Source organism: Pseudomonas sp. 8209 (genome assembly GCF_028682105.1).
Taxonomy (GTDB): Bacteria; Pseudomonadota; Gammaproteobacteria; order Pseudomonadales; family Pseudomonadaceae; genus Aquipseudomonas; species Aquipseudomonas palmensis.
This window is the reverse complement of the sequence record NZ_JANIAH010000004.1, coordinates 401,506-421,959: the sequence shown is the minus strand read 5'-3', so window position 1 is coordinate 421,959 and position 20,454 is coordinate 401,506. Positions and strand designations below refer to the sequence as shown.

Below are 20,454 nucleotides of genomic sequence, written 5' to 3'. Positions count from 1 at the left end.
CGCTATGGACCTGACGATTCAACACTTTATTGCGCTTGCGCCACTGCTGATCACCAGTATCACCATCGTCGTGGTGATGCTGGCCATCGCCTGGCGCCGCAATCACTCGCAAACCTTCCTGCTGTCGACCGTGGGGCTGAACCTGGCCCTGCTGTCGATCATCCCGACCCTCAAGGTGGCCCCGCTGGCGGTCACCCCATTGCTGACCGTCGACAGCTTCGCGTGCCTGTACATGGCGTTGATCCTGGTCGCCACCCTGGCCTGCGTGACCCTGGCGCATGCCTACCTGGGTGACGGCGGCAAGGGTTACCCGGGCAACCGCGAAGAGCTCTACCTGCTGATCCTGATGGCGGCCCTGGGCGGCCTGGTGCTGGTCTGCGCGCAACACCTGGCCGGCCTGTTCATCGGCCTGGAGCTGCTCTCGGTACCGGTGTATGGCCTGGTGGCGTATGCGTTCTTCAACAAGCGTTCGCTGGAAGCCGGCATCAAGTACATGGTGCTGTCGGCAGCCGGTTCCGCGTTCCTGCTGTTCGGCATGGCGCTGCTGTATGCCGACGCTGGCAGCCTGAGCTTCGACGGCATCGGCAAGGCCCTGGCCACCACCAGCCTGCCAAGCCTGATTGCCCAGCTGGGCCTGGGCATGATGCTGGTCGGCCTGGCGTTCAAGCTGTCGCTGGTACCGTTCCACCTGTGGACCCCGGACGTATACGAAGGTGCTCCGGCGCCGGTCGCCGCGTTCCTGGCCACCGCGAGCAAGGTGGCTGTATTCGCCGTTGTGGTACGCCTGTTCATGCTCTCCCCTGCTGCCAGCAGCGGCGTGCTGACCACCGTGCTGTCGGTGATTGCAGTGGCCTCGATTCTGGTCGGCAACCTGCTGGCGCTGACCCAGAGCAACCTCAAGCGTCTGTTGGGTTACTCCTCGATCGCCCACTTCGGTTACCTGCTGATTGCGCTGGTGGCGAGCAAGGGCATGGCGGTGGAAGCCATTGGCGTGTACCTGGTGACCTACGTGATCACCAGCCTGGGCGCGTTTGGCGTCATCACCCTGATGTCCTCGCCTTACAAGGGCCGTGATGCCGATGCCCTGTACGAGTACCGCGGCCTGTTCTGGCGTCGTCCGTACCTGACGGCGGTGCTGACCGTGATGATGCTGTCGCTGGCGGGTATTCCGCTGACCGCGGGCTTCATCGGCAAGTTCTACATCATTGCTACCGGCGTCGAGTCGCAGCTGTGGTGGCTGGTGGGTGCGTTGGTGATCGGTAGTGCGATTGGGGTGTTCTACTACCTGCGCGTGATGGTCACCCTGTACCTGATCGAGCCGAACCTGCGTCGTCACGATGCGCCGTTGAACTGGGAGCAGCGTACCGGTGGTGTGATGCTGCTGGCGATTGCGATTCTGGCGTTCGTGCTGGGTGTTTATCCGCAGCCGTTGCTGGACCTGGTGCAGCATGCAGGTTTGCAGTTGCTTGGTTGAGTGCTGATGCATTGACAGGACACCCCGCTTCGGCGGGGTGTTTTGTTTTTGGCGATTGAACAACCAATACACCAAACCGCCGTTGCTCTTGCTCTTGATCTTGATCTTGATCTTGATCTTGATCTTGATTGTCCGGCCTGTCAGGAGGCCGAGTGGAGGTGTCGTGCAGGGGGCGGGGCGAAGCTCCTTCGGCGTTAGCCGAAGCGAGCGACTGTTAGAGTTGCGCAGCAACTCGGGTCGCGTGCCCCCTGGACGGCGCCGGAGGGAGGGAACCCGGAGCGAAGCGTAGGGCCGTATGTTTGGCCGGGGACCTTTTGGTTACTTTTGCGTCCTTGCAAAAGTGACCCGCTGTAAGAGCGGAAGGCGTCATTCGCAGCGCTATCCATGCCGGATAAACACACCACTCGGTAAAATCGACGACCGTGAACATATCCAGAGCAGATCAAAAACATGACTGCACTACAGATCACCCACTGTGCTTCGTCTGATACTTGCAACGTCAGATAGCCGCCCCACCGTCCCGGAACCCCTTCGATGCACCCCACCCTGCCCCGCTCGTCCCTCGCCGTATTGATCGCCTGCACCGCCACCGCCCAAGCCAACCCAGGCATCGAACTCGGCCAGGTACTGATCCAGGACCAGGAACACAACGAGCTTCAGGACGCCCGTGAGCGCCTGCAGCAAATCCCCGGGGCCACCAACCTGATCGACATGCAACAGGTCGAACAAGGCCGCGTCGCCAGCAACCAGGACGTGCTCGCCTACCAGCCCGGCGTGTTCGCCCAATCCGCCGGCAACGACGGCATCAAACTGTCGATTCGCGGCTCGGGCCTCAACCGTGCCCCCGGCGCCCACGGCTCCGGCGTATACACCCTGTTCGACGGCCTGCCCCTGACCGGCCCCGGCGGCACGCCCTATGAACTGTTCGAGCCCCTGTGGCTAAGCCGCGCCGAGGTACTGCGCGGCGCCAACGGCTTCGACCGCGGCGCCCTGGCCCTGGGCGGCGCCATCAATTACGTGACCCACACCGGCTACGACGCCGCGCCCCTGCAGGTACGGGTCGAGGCCGGCAGCCGTGGCTACGGCAAACGCCAGGTCAGCTCCGGCCAGGTACTGGGTGACCTGGACTACTACGTCGCCCTCACCGACTCGGAATACGACGGCTACCAGGACCACAGCAGCGGCAGCAGCAAGGGCATCGCCGCCAACGTCGGCTACCGCTTCAACCCCAACCTGGAAACCCGCTTCTACCTGCGTTACCGCGAAACCGAAAACGAACTGGCCGGGCGCCTGACCAAGGACCAGATCAAGCACCACCCGCGCGCTGCCAACCCGCTGTACCTGAGCCGCGACGCCAGCCGCCCGCAACCGGGCAGCACCTGGCTGGGCAACAAGACCACCTTCTACCTCGATGACGACTCGCTACTGGAAGCCGGCCTGGTCTACCACGACTACCCCATGGACCTGCGTGAAGGCACCAAGCGCCTCAAGGTGGCGTACACCGACGTCAGCGGCACGCTCAACTACCTGCGCCGCGACACCCTGTTCGGCCGCGAGAGCAAGACCACCCTGGGCTGGCGCACCACCAAGCACCTGCCCAACACCGGGGCCTCGGAGTTCGTGCGGGTCGAGACCGACCCCACTCAGCCCATAGGCACCAAGACCCGCGACTTCACCTACCAGGGCTCGGACAGCGTCCTCCACTTCAGCAACGAACTGGAACTGGTGCCAGACCTGTGGCTGACCAGCGGCCTGGCGATGATCTATACCCGCCGCGAAAGCGCCGTCACCTATCCGGCCAGCGGCGGCAAGGTCAGCCAGCATGACTGGGACTACGCCCCGCGCCTGGGGCTGCGCTACGACTTCAGCCCCGCGCTGCAGCTGTACGGCAACCTGAGCCGCTCGGTGGAGCCTGCGCACCCCTGGGCACTGATCTGGAGCTCGCCAGCGATCAAAGGCCTGCAGACCCAACCCATCGAGCTGCGCAACCAGACCGCCACCACCCTGGAGCTCGGCGCACGCGGCGACTCGCGACTGGGACGCTGGGACCTGGCCTGGTACTACTCGGCCGTGCGCCACGAACTGCTGACAGTGGAAACCGTGGCCGCCAGCAGCACCACCAACGCCATCGTCGGCGAGGTGAATGCCAGCCCTACCGTGCACCAGGGGGTGGAAGCCAGCCTCGACAGCCTGCTGTGGGAACACAGCGGAGTTGGCCGGGTGTCGCTGCGCCAGGCCTACACCTTCAGCGACTTCCACTACCGCGATGACGCGGCGTTCGGCGACAACCGCCTGCCCGGCATGCCGATGCACTACTACCAGGCGCAGGTGCGCCTGGACCATCCCAGCGGCTTCTATGCCGGGCTCAACACGCAGATGGCCTCAAAGGTGCAGGTCGACTACGCCAACTCCTACCAGGCCGATGCGTATGCCCTGCTGGGCGCAACCTTCGGCTACGCCTCCCCCCGACAGGACTGGACCACCTGGCTCGACCTGCGCAACCTCACCAACCAGCGCTATGCCGCAACCGTGACGCCCGGCTACGACGACAAGGGTCTCGATGCCGCACGCTCCACCCCCGGCGAAGGCTTCGCAGCCTACGTGGGCATGTCCTATAGCTGGAAGTGACGCTCGCCAGCGGCGCCTCAGGGCAGTTGCACCTGAGGCTTGGTCGCCACGAAAATCCCCCAGCTGGACATGAACAGCGCCGCGATCAACGGCCCGATGACGAAGCCGTTGAGGCCGAACACCGCCAGCCCGCCCAGGGTCGAGATCAGGATCAGGTAGTCGGGCATGCGGGTGTCCTTGCCCACCAGGATCGGGCGCAGCACGTTGTCCACCAGGCCGATCACGAACACCCCGAAGGCGGCAAGCACCACACCCTGCCAGATCGAACCACTGAGCAGGAAGTACGCGGCCACCGGGCCCCACACGATGCCGGCACCCACCGCCGGCAGCAGCGACAGAAACGCCATCAGCACCGCCCACACCAGCGCACTGGGGATATCCAGCACCCAGAAGATGAACCCGCCGAGCGCGCCCTGGGTCACCGCCACCAGCAGGTTGCCCTTGACCGTGGCACGCACCACGCGATTGAACTTCAGTTGCAGGCGACGCTTCTGGTGTTCGGCCAGGGGCACCGCCGTGCGGATCTTGCGCACCAGCTCGGCGCCATCGCGCAGGAAGAAGTACAGCAGGTACAGCATGATGCCGAAGCTCACCAGGAACTCGAACGTGCCCTGCCCGAAGCTGAACGCCTGGGTGGCGAAGAACTGGCTGCCCTGCATCGCGCCCTTGGCGATCTTGTCGCGCAAGCCCTCCAGATCCCCCATGCCCAGGCGTTCCAGGCCATGCTGGGCCACAGCGGGCAGCATGTCCTTGAAGCGCTCGATGTAGCCGGCGATATCCAGTTGGCCGCTCTCGATGTTCTTGTACAGCGTGGCGCCTTCCTGAACCAGCAACGTGCTGATGACGATCACCGGCAGAATCGCGATCAGCAGGCACACCAGCAGCGTGATACCCGCCGCCAGGTTGCGCCGCCAGCCCAGGCGCAACAGCAACCGGCGCTGCAACGGCGCAAACACGATGCCCAGGATCACCGCCCAGAACACCGCGCCGTAGTAGGGCAATAGAATCCAGATGAAGGCCAGGGTCACCAGGACCAGCAACCACATCAGGGCTTTTTGCTGCAATACCGATTCGTTCATGTCCGCTCCTTTGCGCTCTGATGATTAGTGCGCGGCGCACTGCAGAAAGTGCCGTTGCCGTGGATCAATAAAATCGGTGGTGCAGGCGCGTAGCATCCGCGCTTTTGTCGCGACCTTGCCATGACCCACCTCGCCCGACCCGAACTGCTCGCCCCTGCCGGCACCCTGAAGAACATGCGCTATGCCTTCGCCTACGGCGCCGATGCGGTCTACGCCGGCCAGCCGCGCTACAGCCTGCGTGTGCGCAACAACGAATTCGACCATGCCAACCTGGCGCTGGGCATCCAGGAAGCCCAGGCCCAGGGCAAGCGGTTCTACGTGGTGGTCAACATCGCCCCGCACAATGCCAAGCTCAAGACCTTCCTCAAGGACCTGGAACCTGTGATCGCCATGGGCCCGGACGCGCTGATCATGTCCGACCCTGGGCTGATCATGCTGGTGCGCCAGCACTTCCCGGCCATGCCGATCCACCTGTCAGTACAGGCCAATACGGTGAACTGGGCCAGTGTCGCGTTCTGGCAATCCCAGGGCCTGAGCCGAGTGATCCTGTCCCGGGAGCTGTCGCTGGAAGAAATCGAAGAGATCCGCCAGCAGGTGCCGGCGATGGAGCTGGAAGTGTTCGTGCACGGCGCCCTGTGCATGGCGTATTCGGGGCGCTGCCTGCTGTCGGGCTACCTGAACCGGCGCGATGCCAACCAGGGCAGCTGCACCAACGCCTGCCGCTGGCAGTACAGCGCCACCCCGGCCCAGGAAAACGAGGTGGGTGACATCGTGCGCGAAGTCCAGCCGACCCTGGGCGTCGGCGCCCCCACCAACCAGGTGTTCGTGCTGCAGGAAGCCAACCGGCCCGGCGAAGACATGCCGGCATTCGAGGACGAGCACGGCACCTACATCATGAACGCCAAGGACCTGCGTGCCGTGCAGCACGTCGGGCGCCTGACCCGCATGGGGGTGCACTCGCTGAAGATCGAGGGGCGTACCAAGTCGCACTTCTACTGTGCCCGCACCACCCAGGCGTACCGGCAGGCCATCGACGATGCGCTGGCGGGGCGTGAATTCGACCGTTCGCTGATGCTCGACCTGGAGTCATTGGCGCAACGCGGCTACACCGAAGGCTTCTTGCGCCGCCACGTGCACGACGAGTACCAGAACTACGAGCGGGGCAACTCGGTGTCCGAGCGCCAGCAATTCGTGGGCGAGCTGACCGGGGAGCGGGTCGACGGGCTGGCCGAGGTCAAGGTCAAGAACCGTTTCGGGCTGGGCGATCACCTGGAGCTGATGACGCCGCGGGGCAACTACCATTTCGACCTGCACCAGCTGCGGGATCGCGCAGGCAATCCGCTGGAGGTGGCGCCGGGGGATGGGCACACGGTGTACCTGCCGATTCCCGAACAGGTGGAGCTGGGCTTCGGGCTGTTGTTGCGGGATCTGAATACGTAGACACGCTATCGCGGGTCAAGCCCGTCCCCACAGGTAGTGCGCAACCCTGGTGGGAGCGGGCTTGACCCGCGATGCAACCGACGCTCAACGTGGGCTGCTGGCTACAGCTGCAGTATCCGTCTCACGTATCACCTGCACCTGATACTGCGGGTCCGCCTTGATCTGCGCCTCGGTGAATGGAATGGTGTGCCAGTGCCCGGCCGAGAACGCACGGGTCTGGTCACTGGCATGCACCGACCCCGCCTCGCTGGACTGGGAAAACGCCAGCAGCCCCTGCGCGTGCGGCCCCTTGTCATCGAAACTGACCACTTGCAGGTAACTGGTGCCGCTGATCACGGTGCGCTTGCCCCCCTCGCCCGGCACGCTCTGCATGGCGTTGTACACCCCAAGGCTCGACGGCCCGCCATGCATCGGCGTGCCGTCGCCCGCCTGCTGGATCTGCCCCCACTGCACATTCGCATTCAGCCCGGCCTCGGCCACCTGGGCCTGCGACGCCAATGCCGCCGCACGCACGGCCCTGGCCACCTCGGCACGCTCCAGCGCAAGGCCGCGTGGGGTGTGCTGGGGGTCGGCCGGATCGAATGCCACGCGCCAGAATTCACCGTGCTCCTGCAACGCCTGCAGGATGTTCTGAAAGTGCACCAGGCCGATGCCACTGGCCAAGCCGGCCTTGCCATCCCACGCCGCCAGGCTGTCACATACGGCCTTGAGCTGCGGATCGGCCGTGGCGCCCTTGCACCACTGCAGCAGGTCGGGCAGCGCCAGCTCGGCCAGGTACACCTTGTCGTCCATGACCATGTGGTGCAGGTCCTGCGCGCTGATCTTGCCGGGGCGGTTCAACCGCTGCAGGGCAAAGCGGCTGCGCGGGCCCAGGGGCACGTCTTCACGGCTGATGATCGGCGAGTAGCCGCGCAGCGGCTGCGCCGGGTTGACCATCCAGGCCGAATCGTTGGAGTGTTGTACGAAGTCGCCACGCAGCAGGCTGGGCTGCAGTTGCGCGGGGAAGATACCGGGCTGCGCCGCTCGCGCATCGACCTTCCAGTTGCAGGCGCTGCGCGAACCGTCGAGCACGATCAGTTCCAGGCCCGCCGCCGGGTCGCTGCACTGCGCCAGCAGCGGCGCATCCACATAGGGCACCACCGACTGGTTCAGGTACAACGCCTGCCCCCTGGCATCCACCGCCAGGGTGTTGACCCAGGGTATGCCCTGCAGGCGCTGCACCGACTGCTGCAGGGCCTGCAGGCTGTCGGCCTGGTTCATGCTGTACCACTGCTGCAGCACGCGGGTGTTGCCCAGGTTGGCATCACGCAGGCTGAAGGCCACCTGCCCGGTCCAGTCCAGCCGCCCGGGCCACTGCACCAGCGGGCCGTAGATCGTGCCGTACAGCTCGCGGGTGACCACCTGCTGCTGGCCGTCCTCAGCCTTGACCGACACGCTCACCGGCTGGCGGGTCATGGGGGTGGACACGCCGTCGAGCAGGTAGCGGGTCGAGTCTTTCGGGTCCAGTTGCAAGCGGTGCAAGGTGAAGTGCCGGGAGGTGTCGACGGTGTGCGTCCAGGCCAGATGCCGGTTGAAACCGATGTTGATCAGCGGCAGGCCGGGCAACGCGGCGCCCATCACGTTCAGCTTGCCGGGGATGCTCAACTGCATCTGGTAGAAGCGCATGCCACCCACCCACGGGAAATGCGGGTTGGCCAGCAACAGGCCACCGCCATTGGCCGAACGCTCGTGCCCTATCGCCACCGCGTTGCTGCCGCGCTCAAGCGCAAAGTTGGCCTGGCGCGCCTGGGCCACACTGAAGGCCGCAGCCGGCAACCCCGCCGCTGCAGCGGGGGGGGCGGCACCGGCCACGGCTTCGACGAACTGCCCGGCCCCACCCTCGACCAGCAGGCGCCGGGTCAGCTTGACCAGGTCCAGGGCGGTGATGGGGCGCAGCCACTCGGCCTGCTGGCACTGGGCAGGCAGGCCCTGGGCAGTGCGCTCGGCCAGCGCGCGGTTGTAGCCCAGCGCGTAGCCTTCGAGCAATGAACGGATCGGCGCCGGTTGCGCCTGCCAGTACGCAGACACCGCCGCCGGCGTGTTCAGCCAGGTGAAAAACACGTCGCTGGCCAGGTTTTCACGCTGCTCCAGGGTCAGCGCCTGCGGCCCGAAGAACCGCGAGCGCTCACCGTTGACGGTCACCACTTCGTTGGCCAGCAGGCACAGGTTGTCCTGCGCGTAGGCATACCCGATGCCATAGCCCAGGCCACGCTCATCGCGGGCCACGATGTGCGGCACACCGAAGCTGGTGCGGCGGATCTCGGCCCGGGCCTCGCCCGGCGGCGCCTCGCGGGCGTGGGCTGAACAACTCAGAGCAACCAGCAGGGCCGTCAGGCAGAACGAGGGGATCGAGCGATTGGCAGACACGCGGACTCCGGCAGCATCAGGGTGAACGAACATCCTGACTAGACGAATTTCATCATGAAAATTTACCGCTTTTGCGCCGCTCGTTCGTCTCTCTCTACATAAAGGCAATATTTTTTGCCTTGCCGATGCAGATTTGCCGCGCTCGTTCGTCTTATAGAGTGAGAGCACCACACGCAAACTGGACAGGCTCGAGAAAGGGAGTTTTCACATGTACAACCAGCAACAGCCAATCACACCGCTGCGCTTCAGGCGCAAAGCCCACGCGCCGCTGCCGGAAAAGCCCGAAGCGGCTGAACCGGACCGCGCCGGCAACGAACATATCCGCGAACTGCTCAAGGCATTCGGCCTGCGCACCAGCCTGATCCGGCTGAAGGTCATCGATGCGCTGCACGCGGCCGCCAGAGAGGGGCGCAGTATCGGGGTGCGCGGGGTGCACAGCCAGCTCGAGCAGCTGGATATTCCGCTGTCGTTCCTGAGCGTTCGCGAAGTGCTCAAGCGCCTGTGCGTCGAGGGTGTGATCAGCCTGGGCAGCGACAAGTGCTACAGCCTCAACCCCGAGGCCCGCGCGGTGCTGGAACAGCCGGTTTCACGCTAGGCCAACGGCCGGGTGACGCCGGCCGCAGCCTCGCAAGCGGTCAGAACTTGACCTTGCGCCGCATGATGCCGTTCACGATCACGGCCAATACGGCTACGCCGATGGCGATGTACTGGAACACCTTTTCGCTGATCACGCCGGCGTTCTGCAGGTACGAACCGCCCAGCATGATTGCCAGCACCACCAGGGCAACCAGGATCGAGTATTTCAGGCGTTGAGCTTGAGTCATTGAAAAATCCTTACGACAACGGGTTTGAGGGCCCTACTGCGGCCGGCGGCCATGATACAACGCCACGTCACGCAGGAGGATGTTTCCCGGTTTTTCCCGACGCGACAACCTGAAATCATCCGCCAGGTGTGCCCATGCCCTGCGTTCAGGGTTGAGCAACCTGAACCACAGCGCTGGAGCAGGCTCGCCGTAGACACGCGGCCACGCCCTCCCTGGCGCCGCTGGTTCCTACAACAGACCACCGACTTCCTCACGCAATGTGTACGGAAAGACTACCTCCCCTGACCCGCTTGCTGCCTAGTCTCCCCTTGGCGGTTGACCGAGAATTCCTTCAGGCCACTTGGCAGTTCAACGCTGTCGACGTGGGGCGCGCCGCACCTGGCAAGGATGCTCAGGCACGGACGGCACCCGATGAAGTGGCCCCTTCGCTCATACCGCCAACAAGGAAGTCATCATGGAACTGTGTGACCTGAACAAGATCGACATCGAACAACTGCCCCAGTCACTGCAGATGCTCATCGAATGCATCGGGCTGGAGCATGCCTACCGCCTGACCACCATCTACGGCGGCCGCCCCAAGTACATTCCCAAGCACCGCGAGCGCACCACGCTGGCCGAGATCCTGCCAACCGAAGCGCTGGATGCATTGATCAAGCGCTACGCCGGCATGGCGCTGGAGATTCCCAAGGCCGACCACTTCAATCGCCAGCTGCGCAACCAGCAGATCCAGCAGGAAAGCTCCAATGGCCAGTCACGCAGCGTGCTGGCCGACAAGTACGGGTTGAGCCTGCGCCAGATCGGCAACATCCGGCGCCAGGAAGCGCACACGCGCTAGACACACCCTGCACACAACAACGCCAGGCGCGAGCGGTCGCGCCTGGCGTTGTTGTGTGCGCAGCCCTTGACTGGCCGTATCAGAAGTCGCGCTTGTAGAAGATATCCAGCGAGCTGGCGATACCGCTGGCAGCCTCCAGGTAGACCTTCTTGCTGAGCAGGTAGCGCAAGGCGATGGTGTTGGCCGGCTCGAACACCCCTACGCCGTAGCGCAGGCTCAGGCGCTCGGTCAGCTTGCCGCTGGCCACCACGCTGGTGTTGTCACCGCTGCCCTGGGTGTCGAGCTGGAAGTCCTCGATGCCCAGGCTCGATGCCAGGCTGCCGGTAATCCCCGCGCTGCCCGCCAGGCCCAGGCCCAGGGCCGCCTCCGCCAGCATGTTGTTGTCTTCGCCGGTATTGCCCAGCGGACGCCCCAGCACCAGGTACGACAAGGCCTGCTCCTGGCTCATCGCCGGCTCGGAAAACACCTGGGTGGTGGGCTGTTCGGCGCTGCCGCTGAGGCGGATGCCGGCAATCACGTCGTCGGTCTGGCGAATGGCCTCGATGTCCAGGTAGGGCTGGTCGATAGGCCCGGCAAACAGCAGCCGCGCACGGCGGATGGTCAGGCGCTGGCCATAGGCGCGGTAGCGCCCATCGGCCAGGCTGAGCTCGCCACGGGTATCGAGGTTGTCGCCAATGTGCACGCGCCCCAGCAGGTTGGCGGTCAGGCCGAAGCCGCTGAATGCCAGCTTGTCCTGCCCCACCTCCACGTCGATGTCCATGGCCACGGCCATCGGCGCCTTGCCCTGCTCGGTCTGGTGGCCGACGATGACCGTGTCATCCGACACCTTTACAGTCGAAGGCGGCAGTTCGCGCACGGTGATCTTGCCCTTGGGCACCAGCACCTTGCCGGTGACCGCGAGCTTTTCGCCGATCATGTGGATCTTCAGGTCCGGCGCCACCTCCAGGTTGGCGTAGGGTTCGACGGTGACCGGCAGGCGCTGCCCCTGCAGTTGCAACTCCACCGCCAGGCCCTGGGCCCAGCCGATCTGGCCACTCAGGCGGCCCTGGCCGACCGGGCCGCTCTTCCACTCGCCGCCCAGTTGCACCTGCTCGCCTGCGATCTGTGCCCGCAGGCTGAGGTCGCTGAGGCTGATGGGCAACTCGGCCCCCGACACTTCGCCATTGCTCAGCGTCAGGTTGCCGTTGACCTGGGGCGCCAGCAGCGTACCGGTGATCTGTCCGCTGCCGTTGAGCTGGCCAGCCAGGCGCTCGACCATCGGCGCGAACGGCCGGCCCACCGACAGGTCCAGCCCGCTCAGGCGGAAGTCTCCGCTCAGCGGCTTGTTGCGCGCCAGCGGGTCGATGCGCGCCGACAGGGTCAGCTCGCCCAGGCGCCCGCCCACGAACTCCAGGCGCGTGTCCACGCGGCGCGGGCCCAGGGTGCTGTTCAGGCGCAGCGCCTGGTACGGGAAGTCCAGCCATCGATCCTTTTCCCGCACCCGCAAGGTGCCGCCACTGGCGTCCACCACGATCGACCCCTTGGGCCCGCTGGCCGGCAGGTCGAGGTTGATGTCGGCATTGAGCATGCCCTGCCAGGCGAAGTCCTTGGGCAACCACTGCGCCAGGCTTTGCAGCGGGAACTGCTTGAGGTGGTACCGCAGGCGCGGGTCGGGCATCAGGCGCTGGTCTTCACCACACAGGCTGGCCTGCCCGGAGCGCCAGCAATGGGCGCCGAAATCCACCTGCCCATTGGCCAGGCGCTGCAACCTGGCCGGTGCCTGCAGCTGCCAGTCCTGCCCGCCTGCCTGCACCTGGCCGCTGGCCAGGCGTCCGCGCCAGTTGCCCTTGTCGAGCTGACCGTCCAGGCCCAGGTCGAGCTTGAGTTGCGGCCCATCGAGGGCCAGGTGCAATTGCTGCTTGCCAATGTCGCCCTGGCCTTTGGCGGTCAGGGTGCCCAGGTTGGTTTCGCCCAGGCGGATCGACCCGGCCTGCAGGTCGATCAGGGCACGCTGAGCGCTGTCCAGCCGGGCGTCCAGGTCAAGGCGTTGCACGCGGTTTTCGGCCTGGCCCAGTTGCTGGCCCTGCAAGGTCAGTTGCCCCTGCGGCGCCTTGAGCGTACCGGCCACATCAAGCCGGCCCTTGAGCTGGCCTTGCAGTTGCGGCCACAGCTGGCCCAGGCGCGGCAGGTTGAGGTCAAGCTGACCGGCCAGGCGTTGCTGCACACTGGCGCTGCCGTTGATCTTGTTGTCCCCCAGCTGGATCAGCAAGGTGCCCAGGGTCCAGTTCTCGCCTGCACCGTCGGCCTTGGCCTGCAGCACGGCGGGCTGGCCGCGCAATCGCCCCTTGAGGTCCAGGTCGGCATTCAGGCGCATCGTGTCGCCCTTGAGTTCGCCCTTGCTGCGCAGCGGGCCCGCCAGGGTGCCCGGCAGCTCGGCCAGCCAGTACGCCGGGTTGAGCGCCGACAATTCCAGCGCCGCGTCCCACGCCACGCCCTCGGCAAACTGCACGGCGACGCTGCCGGCCACCTTGCCCTGGCCGGCTTCAAGGGCCAGCTGTGGCAGGCTGACCTGGCCCAGGTCGCCCTTGAACGGGCTGCTGACCTTGAAGGCACCTGCCGGCCCGTCCAGGTCGCCACTGAAATCGCCCTGGTAGTTGCCGTCGCGGTAGTTGACCTTGGCGTTCAGGCGCCGCAGCGTGACCTGCGGAGCCTCGTCCAGCGGGTACAGGCGCAGCCACGGGAAGTCCAGCCAGTCGATGCTGGCATCGGCAACCAGACCGCTCTGCCAGTCGGCAGTGGCGCTGAGCGTGACACGCTGCTGCGCGGCGGCGCTCAGGTCCAGGGCGGCGATCTGGGCGCCCTTGGCATCCACCCGGCCACGCAGGCTCAGGCTGATCGGCCCCTGCTCGGCCGGCAGGCGGCCGGCGCCCACCAGTTGGTAACCTTTTGCCAGGTCGCCATAGGCACTGAGTTCCAGCTGCTCGAACTGCAGGGTGTCCGGCAATCCGGCCGATGGCTTGAAGCCGGTGGCGCTCAGGCGTACCTGGGCCGGCAGGTGCTCGGCCAGGGGCCGCAATTGACCCGCCAGGCGCCCTTGCAGGTAGCCGCTGCTGTCGGCCTGCAGGTCGAGGCTTTTCTGCAGGTCGCCTTTTATCTGCACCGCCAGTTGCCAGGGCTGGTCGTCGATGGCCGGCAGTTGCACCTGACCCTGCAGCTGCAACGGCCAGTCACCCACCGGTTGCAGCAGGCCGCTGAGGTTCAGGCTGAGGTCTTCGCGTTGCAGGTTCAGGCTGTCGATCTGCAGGCCCTGGGCGGTCCAGTGTGCAGCCAGTTGCAACTGGCTCAACTGCTCGCTGCCGTCCAGATGCAACTGGCCGACCTGTACTTCGCCCAGTTCGATCGCCACTGGCAACTGGAGGCTGGGCAACTGCAGCGGGCCGCTGTCAGCCGCTGCCTCGCTGGGGGCGAAGTCCAGGTTGACCTGCCCGGCGCGCAGCTGGTCGATGCACAAGGTCATGCGCAACAGGCAGCCGGGCGACCAGGCAAACACCGGTGCAAGCACTTCGACCCGGTCCTCGCCCTGCTGCCAGATCAGCCGATCGGCCTGCCATTGCCCGCCAAGGCGGCCTTGAAAATTGTCCAGCTGCAAGCCCGGCACCAGGCTCAAGGCCCAGCGGCTGCCGGCCTGGGTACCCAGCAGGATACCCACGGCCAGCACCAGCACGACCAGCAGCGCCAGCAGGGCCAGCCCGCCGCGTTTCAACACCTTGCTCACAACTCGGGCCCCATGGAAAAGTGCAAACGTATGCCGCCGTCATCGTCCAGCGCCTTGGCCAGGTCGAGCCGCAGCGGGCCGACCGGCGACACCCAGCGCACACCGAAGCCGACGCCGGTCTTGAGGCTGGGAAGCTCCAGGCTGTTGAACGAGTTGCCCTGGTCGACGAAGGTCGCCAGGCGCCACTTCTCGGCGATCGAGTACTGGTACTCGGCACTGGCGGCCACCAGGTAGCGCCCGCCGATACGGTCGCCATCGGCGTTCTTGGGTGAAAGGGTCTGGTAGTCGTAGCCACGCACGCTCTGGTCGCCACCGGCAAAGAAGCGCAGCGAGGGGGGCACCGACTTGTAGCCGTTGGTGGCGCTGCCGCCGAACTGCACCCGGCCCAGGAAGCGGTGGTTCTGCGCGACGGTGGTCAGGCCCTTGAGCAGCACGTTGCCATGCAGCAGGTTGGTGTCGGACAGCAGCCCTTCCTTGGCCACCTGCGCGTCGAACTGCAAGCGGTAGCCGTTGTGCGGGTCGATGCGGTTGTCGCTGCGCAGGTAGCTGTAGCTCACACCCGGCATCAGCAGGGTGCTCAAGCCCGAATCGTCACCCAGGCGGTACTCTTCGCGCTGCCACTTGAGCGATACCACGCGCTGCCAGCCGCTGGGCAGCTTGCTGTGCCATTCCGGGCCCACGGTGAGCAGTTTGCTGAGGCTGTCGGTGCCGGCGATCTCTTCGTTCTGGTAGCCGCCGGCAAAGCGCAGCTTGTCGGTCAACGGCGGGTCGAGCGGTATGTCGTACCACAGGCCGACGTTCTGGCGCGGCGCCGAAAGTTCGGTTTCCAGGCCATAGCTGTGGCCTTGCGGGTTGACCCAGTGGCGGGTCCAGTTGGCCTTGCCGCGCGGCCCGACGTCGGTCGAAAAGCCCAGGCCCAGGCCCATGGTACGGGGCTTGCGGGTTTGCAGTTGCACCTCTACCGGGATGCTCTGCGCCACGGCGGCAGTGGGCGCAGCGTCGACCCGCACGCCTTCGAAGTAGCCGCTCGATTGCAGCGCGTTGTTCAGTTCGGCGATCAGTTCGGAGTCGTAGGGGGTGCCTTGCTTGAAGGGCACCATGCGTTGCAGCAGGCTCTCGTCGAACGGCGCGTCGCCTTCGAAGCGGACCTTGCCCAGCTGGTAACGCGGGCCGCTGTCGTACACCAGTTCGATATCTGCCACACCCGCCGCCGGGTCGACCGCCAGGCGCTGGCGCAGGAAATGCCCGCTGAAGAAACCGTAGCGCGAGGCCTGGTTCTGGATCAGCCGCTTGGCGTCCTCGTAGTTGCCATGGTTTAGCACTGCCCCAGGCCGCAGCGCCTTGCTCGAAGGAACCCGGAAGGCCGTCATCTCGCTGGCCGGGCCCTCGACGCGCACGGTCACCTCGCGCAGGCGCACCGGCTCGCCCGGCTCGATGCTGAGCACCAGTTGCGGGCCCTTGTCGGCCTTGGGCGAAGGTTTGACCTGGCTGTCGATCTGCGCCTGGTAGTAGCCCAGCGCCTGGGCGGCTTTTCTGGCCTGCTCCACGGCGCCGCGGCTGAAGCGCAGCAGCGCTTCTTCATCGCGGGTGCCAAGGCTGCCGATATAGCCTTCGACGTTGGCCTTGAGCTCGTTGTTGGCGGGCTTGATGCGTACTACCAGCTCGCTCTGTGCGTACACCGCGCAGCTGGCAACCCATAAAATCAACCCGCAGGTGAATCGTCCTGAATACGTCATAGGCGCGGATGCTACCAGAGCTTGGCGGTTGCCCGCAGCTCGCCGACGGTCTGATACACCACCCCTTCAGGCCTGTGCCTGGCGCAAACGCTGGGGATTGGGATGAAAAAACACATGCTCGCGGATTGGTCCTACAGCAATTTCACCGATTTCCAGGTAGCCCTGTCGCTTGTAGAACTCGAGGTAGTGGTCATTGCCGGTATTCAGTACCACCCCTTCGGACTGTTCGTCCTCGGCGCACCAGTCATGCAGCGCCAGCAGCAACTGTTCGCCATAGTGATGGCCCTGGAACTGCGGGTGAATGCCCAGTAGCGGCAGCACATGCACCGCGTCGCCCGGCACACAGGCCATGACCGCGGCCTGGTAGTCCAGGTAGCGCCGGGTACAGCGCAGGCCGGCGCTCAGCAGCATGCGCAGGCGCCACGCCCAGCTCTCGGTGATGCCCAGGCGCCGCTGCGGCGGGGCGATCAGGGCGATGCCGATCAGCCGGTCCTGCACCAGCAGGCCCAGCGCCGGCAGGTCCTGGAAGAAATGCTGACGCACCAGCTCGCGTACCGTGGCGCGCACGCGATGGTCGTAGCCGGGGCGATCGGCCTCGAACAGGTAGCGAAAGGTCGGCTCATGCCGGTAGGCCTGGTACAGCAGCGAGCGCGCCTCACGGCTGTAGCCGCTGTCGAGCTGACGAACTTCGGCCGGTACGGCAGGGGTATCGGACATGGTGACTCTCCTGGTGGGCTTCAATGCCTCTTTCTGAGTACTGCGCGCTGGCCAACGTTCCCTTTGACTATAGGCCAGGACGCCACGCGTGCTGACACGCCGGGCGCCATCGGCTAGCATTCCCGATTTGCTCAGGATTGCGCCCCCCATGAAGATCGTCTCGTTCAACATCAATGGCCTGCGCGCCCGCCCCCATCAACTGGCCGCGCTGATCGAAAAGCACCAGCCAGACGTGATCGGCCTGCAGGAAACCAAGGTGTCCGACGAGCAGTTCCCGCTGGCCGAGGTGCAGGCGCTGGGCTACCACGTGCATTTTCACGGGCAGAAGGGCCACTACGGTGTCGCCCTGCTGTCGCGCCAGGCGCCGCTTAGCCTGGTCAAGGGCTTCAGCACCGATGAAGAGGACGCGCAGCGGCGTTTCATCTGGGGCACCTTCGCCGACGAGCACGGCAACCCCATCACCATCATGAACGGCTACTTCCCCCAGGGCGAAAGCCGTGACCACCCCACCAAGTTCCCGGCCAAGCAGCGCTTCTACGAAGACCTGCAGGCCCTGCTCGAATCCCGATTCCAGAACGACCAGCCACTGGTGGTGATGGGCGATGTGAACATCTCGCCCGAGGACTGCGACATCGGCATCGGCCCAGACAATGCCAAGCGCTGGCTGAAGACCGGCAAGTGCAGCTTCCTGCCCGAAGAGCGCGAGTGGATGGCGCGCCTGAAGAACTGGGGCCTGACCGACAGCTTCCGCCATCTGCACCCGGAAGTGGCCGACCGCTTCAGCTGGTTCGACTACCGCAGCCGCGGCTTCGAGGACGAGCCCAAGCGCGGGCTGCGCATCGACCTGATCCTGACCTCCCAGGCACTGCTGCCGCGCATCAAAGCCGCCGGGGTCGACTACGAGTTGCGTGCCATGGAGAAACCCTCCGACCATGCGCCGATCTGGCTGGAACTGAACTGAGTCATGCGCTCGATGGCAGTCATTGGACTGTCATCGATCTGTCTTAATCTGCGCTCACCATCTTGAGTGCAGAGCACCCCCGGCAATGTTGCGATCTTTCTGTCTGCTGCTTGGCCTGCTGCCGGCGCTGTGCTGCGCCGAGCCGGCCAGCCTGCGCCTGCAAGGCTCCAATACCGTGGGCAGCGTGCTCGGCCCCGCGCTAGTACGCGGCCTGCTGCAGGCCCAGGGCGCCCGGTCGATCCAGACCCTGCCCGGGGCACGGCCCAACGAGGTGTGGGTGCAGGGGGTTTCGCCACAGGGTCAGACACTGCGCGTGAGCATTGCCGCCCATGGCTCGAGCACCGGCTTTGCTGCGCTCAAAAGCGGCGACGCCGACCTGGCGGCCACCTCACGCCCGATCAACGACAGCGAGCAGCAGGCGCTGCACGCGCTGGGCGACCTGAAAAGTGCCGACGCCGAACAGGTCATCGCCCTCGATGGCGTGGCCGTCATCGTGCACCCGGACAACCCGCTGCCCCAGCTGAGCACCACGCAACTGGCGCAGATCTTCGCCGGCCGCATCACCACCTGGGATGAACTGGGCGCCGGCAGCGGGCCGATCCACCTCTACGCCCGCGATGACCGCTCGGGCACCTTCGACACCTTCAAGGCCCTGGTGCTGGACGCCCAGCAGTATTCGCTGGCCAGCCACGCCAGGCGTTTCGAGTCCGGCGAGCAGTTGGCCGACGAGGTCAGTGCCGACCGCCAGGCCATCGGCTTCAGCAGCCTGGCGTCGGTGCACGGGGCCAAGGTGCTGGCCATCGTCGACGGCACCTCCCAGGCCATGCTGCCGACCCCCGCCCTGGTGGCCAGCGAAGACTACCCGCTGTCGCGGCGACTGTACCTGTACCTGCCGCCCGCCCAGCGCAACCCGCTGGCCAGTGCCCTGGTGGAGTTCGCCCAGAGCGCAGCGGGCCAGGCCATCGTGGCCAGCAGCGGGTTCGTCGCACAGCAGGTGCGGCCGGTCCAGGTACAGGCCTTGCCGGGCATGCCGGCGCAGTACCGCCAGTTGATCGCCAACGCCAGGCGCCTGAATGTCAATTTCCGCTTCCAGGAAGGCAGCGCCAGCCTCGACAACAAGGCACTGCGCGATGTCCAGCGCGTGCTGGAGTACCTGCGCGAACACCAGAAGCTGCAGCACAGCGTGGTGCTGGTGGGGTTTGGTGACGCCAAGGACGACCCCGACCGCGCCGCCCTGCTCTCGCGGCTGCGGGCCATGGCGGTACGCCGCGAACTGGTGCGCGAAGGGGTGAACCTGCGCGAAGTGACGGGCCTGGGCGGTCAGATGCCCGTGGCGACCAATGCCGCCGAGGAAGGCCGAATCCGCAACCGCCGCGTGGAAGTCTGGGTCTACTGACCCACCCACCCGGGAAACCATTTGTAACAGCCTCCCCCCTCACCCTTTCCAGAGGCGAGCTAGGCTTTGGCTCAGTGACACCGGGCCCCTCTGACGGCTGATCGCCGCCATGTCGGAGTCACAGTTGTTTTCATACAACTACGACGACAAGGAGGGGCTCATGAGCGCTCTGCCGTTATTTCTCTTCGACGACTTCCTGGGCACGGCCGTGTGGCTGTGGCTGGTGTTCATCACCCTGGTGGTGGCTCTGCTGGTCCTGGACCTTGGCGTGCTGCACCGTCGCCCGCACGACATCGAAATGCGCGAAAGCCTGCTGCTGTACTCGGCCTACTTCAGCGTGGGGCTGCTGTTCGGTGGCTGGGTGTGGCTGGAGCTGGGTGCGCAGAGCGCGCTGGAGTTCTACACCGGGCTGCTGGTGGAGCAGTCGCTGTCGATGGACAACGTGTTCGTCATGGCGATGATCTTCGGCTTTTTCGGCATCCCGCGCCGCTACCAGCACCGCGTGCTGTTCTGGGGCATTCTGGGCGTGGTGGTGCTGCGCGCCCTGATGATCGGCCTGGGCAGTGCGCTGGTGCAGGAATTCGACTGGATACTGTACCTGTTCGGCGCATTCTTGCTGTTTACCGGCCTCAAGATGCTGTTCACCCGCCACGAAACGCACCCGGACCTGGCACACAACCCGGTGATCAGGTTCGTGCGCCGGCACATGCGCGTGACCGATGACCTGCATGGGGCGCGCTTCTTCGTGCGCCTCAAACCGGCTGGCCAGCCCAGGGCACTGCTGTACGCCACACCGCTGTTCCTGGCCCTGGTGCTGATCGAGCTGGCCGACCTGGTGTTCGCGGTAGACAGCGTGCCGGCCATCCTGGCGATCACCCAGGACCCCTTCATCGTGTACACCTCCAACATCTTCGCCATCCTGGGCCTGCGTGCGCTGTACTTCGCCCTGGCGGCGCTGGTGCACCGCTTCGTTTACCTCAAGTACGCCCTGGCGCTGGTGCTGATATTCATCGGCGGCAAGATCTTCGCCCACGGCCTGATCGGCAAGGTGCCGCCGCTGCTGTCGCTGTGCGTGACGTTCGGGCTGCTGGCCGGTGGCGTGCTGCTGTCGCTGTTCAAGACACGAACGGCGGCCAAGGAGGTGAAACGGGTGGAGTAGCCTCGGGCAGCGTGTCGAATACCCTCGCGGATCATGCCCGCCCTA

14 protein-coding genes are annotated in these 20,454 nt (G+C 65.6%); 8 read left to right on the top strand and 6 right to left on the bottom strand.

The genetic code is table 11. The features are described 5' to 3' along the window. Positions 1-4 precede the first annotated feature (4 nt). Together nuoN and NP552_RS11095 are read left to right on the top strand one after the other, a co-directional pair. Entirely contained in the window at positions 5-1,474 is a 1,470-nt protein-coding gene (nuoN, locus tag NP552_RS11100) for an NADH-quinone oxidoreductase subunit NuoN (protein ID WP_043860874.1), read from the top strand. 534 nt (positions 1,475-2,008) lie between these two features. Continuing rightward, positions 2,009-4,102 carry a TonB-dependent receptor family protein gene (locus NP552_RS11095; RefSeq protein WP_274096728.1) on the top strand — a complete coding sequence of 698 codons (2,094 nt, stop codon included), beginning with the start codon at positions 2,009-2,011 and terminating at the stop codon, positions 4,100-4,102. Between the two features lie 17 nt (positions 4,103-4,119). On the opposite strand, the gene NP552_RS11090 is transcribed toward NP552_RS11095, so the two are convergent. Further along, positions 4,120-5,181, bottom strand: coding sequence for an AI-2E family transporter (locus NP552_RS11090; protein ID WP_043860876.1), 1,062 nt, complete (start codon positions 5,179-5,181; stop codon positions 4,120-4,122). A gap of 120 nt (positions 5,182-5,301) precedes the next feature. Here NP552_RS11090 and trhP point away from each other — a divergent pair, with 120 nt between their 5' ends. Next, positions 5,302-6,621: a prephenate-dependent tRNA uridine(34) hydroxylase TrhP gene (gene trhP, locus NP552_RS11085; protein WP_043860877.1), complete on the top strand. Its 1,320-nt coding sequence runs from the start codon at positions 5,302-5,304 to the stop codon at positions 6,619-6,621. A gap of 84 nt (positions 6,622-6,705) precedes the next feature. Here trhP and pvdQ read toward each other — a convergent pair whose 3' ends face one another. Beyond that, positions 6,706-9,027 (bottom strand): bifunctional acylase PvdQ, encoded by a 2,322-nt coding sequence (pvdQ, locus tag NP552_RS11080; protein WP_337994634.1) that lies wholly within the window; start codon positions 9,025-9,027, stop codon positions 6,706-6,708. A gap of 208 nt (positions 9,028-9,235) precedes the next feature. On the opposite strand from pvdQ, the gene NP552_RS11075 reads away from it, so the two are divergent. Further along, a complete protein-coding gene (locus NP552_RS11075; RefSeq protein WP_088515161.1) occupies positions 9,236-9,622 on the top strand; it encodes a fe2+ zn2+ uptake regulation protein in 387 nt (128 codons plus the stop codon). A 40-nt stretch (positions 9,623-9,662) separates the two neighbouring features. Here the strand turns inward: NP552_RS11075 and NP552_RS11070 are convergent, their stop codons facing one another. Beyond that, positions 9,663-9,851, bottom strand: a complete 189-nt coding sequence (locus NP552_RS11070; RefSeq protein ID WP_043860879.1) for a hypothetical protein — start codon at positions 9,849-9,851, stop codon at positions 9,663-9,665. A 454-nt stretch (positions 9,852-10,305) separates the two neighbouring features. Between NP552_RS11070 and NP552_RS11065 the strand changes: the two genes are divergently transcribed. Beyond that, positions 10,306-10,686, top strand: a complete 381-nt coding sequence (locus NP552_RS11065) for a Mor transcription activator family protein (protein ID WP_043860880.1) — start codon at positions 10,306-10,308, stop codon at positions 10,684-10,686. A gap of 79 nt (positions 10,687-10,765) precedes the next feature. Here NP552_RS11065 and NP552_RS11060 read toward each other — a convergent pair whose 3' ends face one another. The 3 genes from NP552_RS11060 to NP552_RS11050 all read right to left on the bottom strand — a co-directional run bounded on the left by NP552_RS11060 (position 10,766) and on the right by NP552_RS11050 (position 16,893). Then, a complete protein-coding gene (locus tag NP552_RS11060; RefSeq protein WP_274096727.1) occupies positions 10,766-14,440 on the bottom strand; it encodes a translocation/assembly module TamB domain-containing protein in 3,675 nt (1,224 codons plus the stop codon). After that, on the bottom strand, positions 14,437-16,176 hold the full coding sequence (locus NP552_RS11055) for an autotransporter assembly complex protein TamA (protein WP_043860882.1): 1,740 nt from the start codon (positions 16,174-16,176) through the stop codon (positions 14,437-14,439). Before NP552_RS11055 ends, NP552_RS11060 begins: the two co-directional genes overlap by 4 nt. Positions 16,177-16,242: 66 nt before the next feature. Further along, a complete protein-coding gene (locus NP552_RS11050) occupies positions 16,243-16,893 on the bottom strand; it encodes a GNAT family N-acetyltransferase (protein ID WP_043860883.1) in 651 nt (216 codons plus the stop codon). Positions 16,894-17,041: 148 nt separating this feature from the next. On the opposite strand from NP552_RS11050, the gene xthA reads away from it, so the two are divergent. The 3 genes from xthA to NP552_RS11035 all read left to right on the top strand — a co-directional run bounded on the left by xthA (position 17,042) and on the right by NP552_RS11035 (position 20,409). Beyond that, the gene (xthA, locus tag NP552_RS11045; protein ID WP_043860884.1) at positions 17,042-17,854 is read left to right on the top strand and encodes an exodeoxyribonuclease III; all 813 of its coding nucleotides are present in this window, start codon (positions 17,042-17,044) and stop codon (positions 17,852-17,854) included. Between the two features lie 85 nt (positions 17,855-17,939). Beyond that, the gene (locus tag NP552_RS11040; RefSeq protein ID WP_104572630.1) at positions 17,940-19,250 is read left to right on the top strand and encodes a substrate-binding domain-containing protein; all 1,311 of its coding nucleotides are present in this window, start codon (positions 17,940-17,942) and stop codon (positions 19,248-19,250) included. A gap of 160 nt (positions 19,251-19,410) precedes the next feature. After that, positions 19,411-20,409, top strand: coding sequence for a TerC family protein (locus NP552_RS11035; RefSeq protein WP_058541225.1), 999 nt, complete (start codon positions 19,411-19,413; stop codon positions 20,407-20,409). The last annotated feature ends 45 nt before the right edge of the window (positions 20,410-20,454 follow it).

Coding starts and splice junctions, on each gene's coding strand:
- NP552_RS11040 (WP_104572630.1), top strand. CDS start 17,940: ATGTTGCGATCTTTCTGTCTGCTGCTTGGCCTGCTGCCGGCGCTGTGC.
- NP552_RS11075 (WP_088515161.1), top strand. CDS start 9,236: ATGTACAACCAGCAACAGCCAATCACACCGCTGCGCTTCAGGCGCAAA.
- NP552_RS11090 (WP_043860876.1), bottom strand. CDS start 5,181: ATGAACGAATCGGTATTGCAGCAAAAAGCCCTGATGTGGTTGCTGGTC.
- trhP (WP_043860877.1), top strand. CDS start 5,302: ATGACCCACCTCGCCCGACCCGAACTGCTCGCCCCTGCCGGCACCCTG.
- NP552_RS11070 (WP_043860879.1), bottom strand. CDS start 9,851: ATGACTCAAGCTCAACGCCTGAAATACTCGATCCTGGTTGCCCTGGTG.
- NP552_RS11095 (WP_274096728.1), top strand. CDS start 2,009: ATGCACCCCACCCTGCCCCGCTCGTCCCTCGCCGTATTGATCGCCTGC.
- nuoN (WP_043860874.1), top strand. CDS start 5: ATGGACCTGACGATTCAACACTTTATTGCGCTTGCGCCACTGCTGATC.
- xthA (WP_043860884.1), top strand. CDS start 17,042: ATGAAGATCGTCTCGTTCAACATCAATGGCCTGCGCGCCCGCCCCCAT.
- NP552_RS11050 (WP_043860883.1), bottom strand. CDS start 16,893: ATGTCCGATACCCCTGCCGTACCGGCCGAAGTTCGTCAGCTCGACAGC.
- NP552_RS11055 (WP_043860882.1), bottom strand. CDS start 16,176: ATGACGTATTCAGGACGATTCACCTGCGGGTTGATTTTATGGGTTGCC.
- NP552_RS11065 (WP_043860880.1), top strand. CDS start 10,306: ATGGAACTGTGTGACCTGAACAAGATCGACATCGAACAACTGCCCCAG.
- NP552_RS11035 (WP_058541225.1), top strand. CDS start 19,411: ATGAGCGCTCTGCCGTTATTTCTCTTCGACGACTTCCTGGGCACGGCC.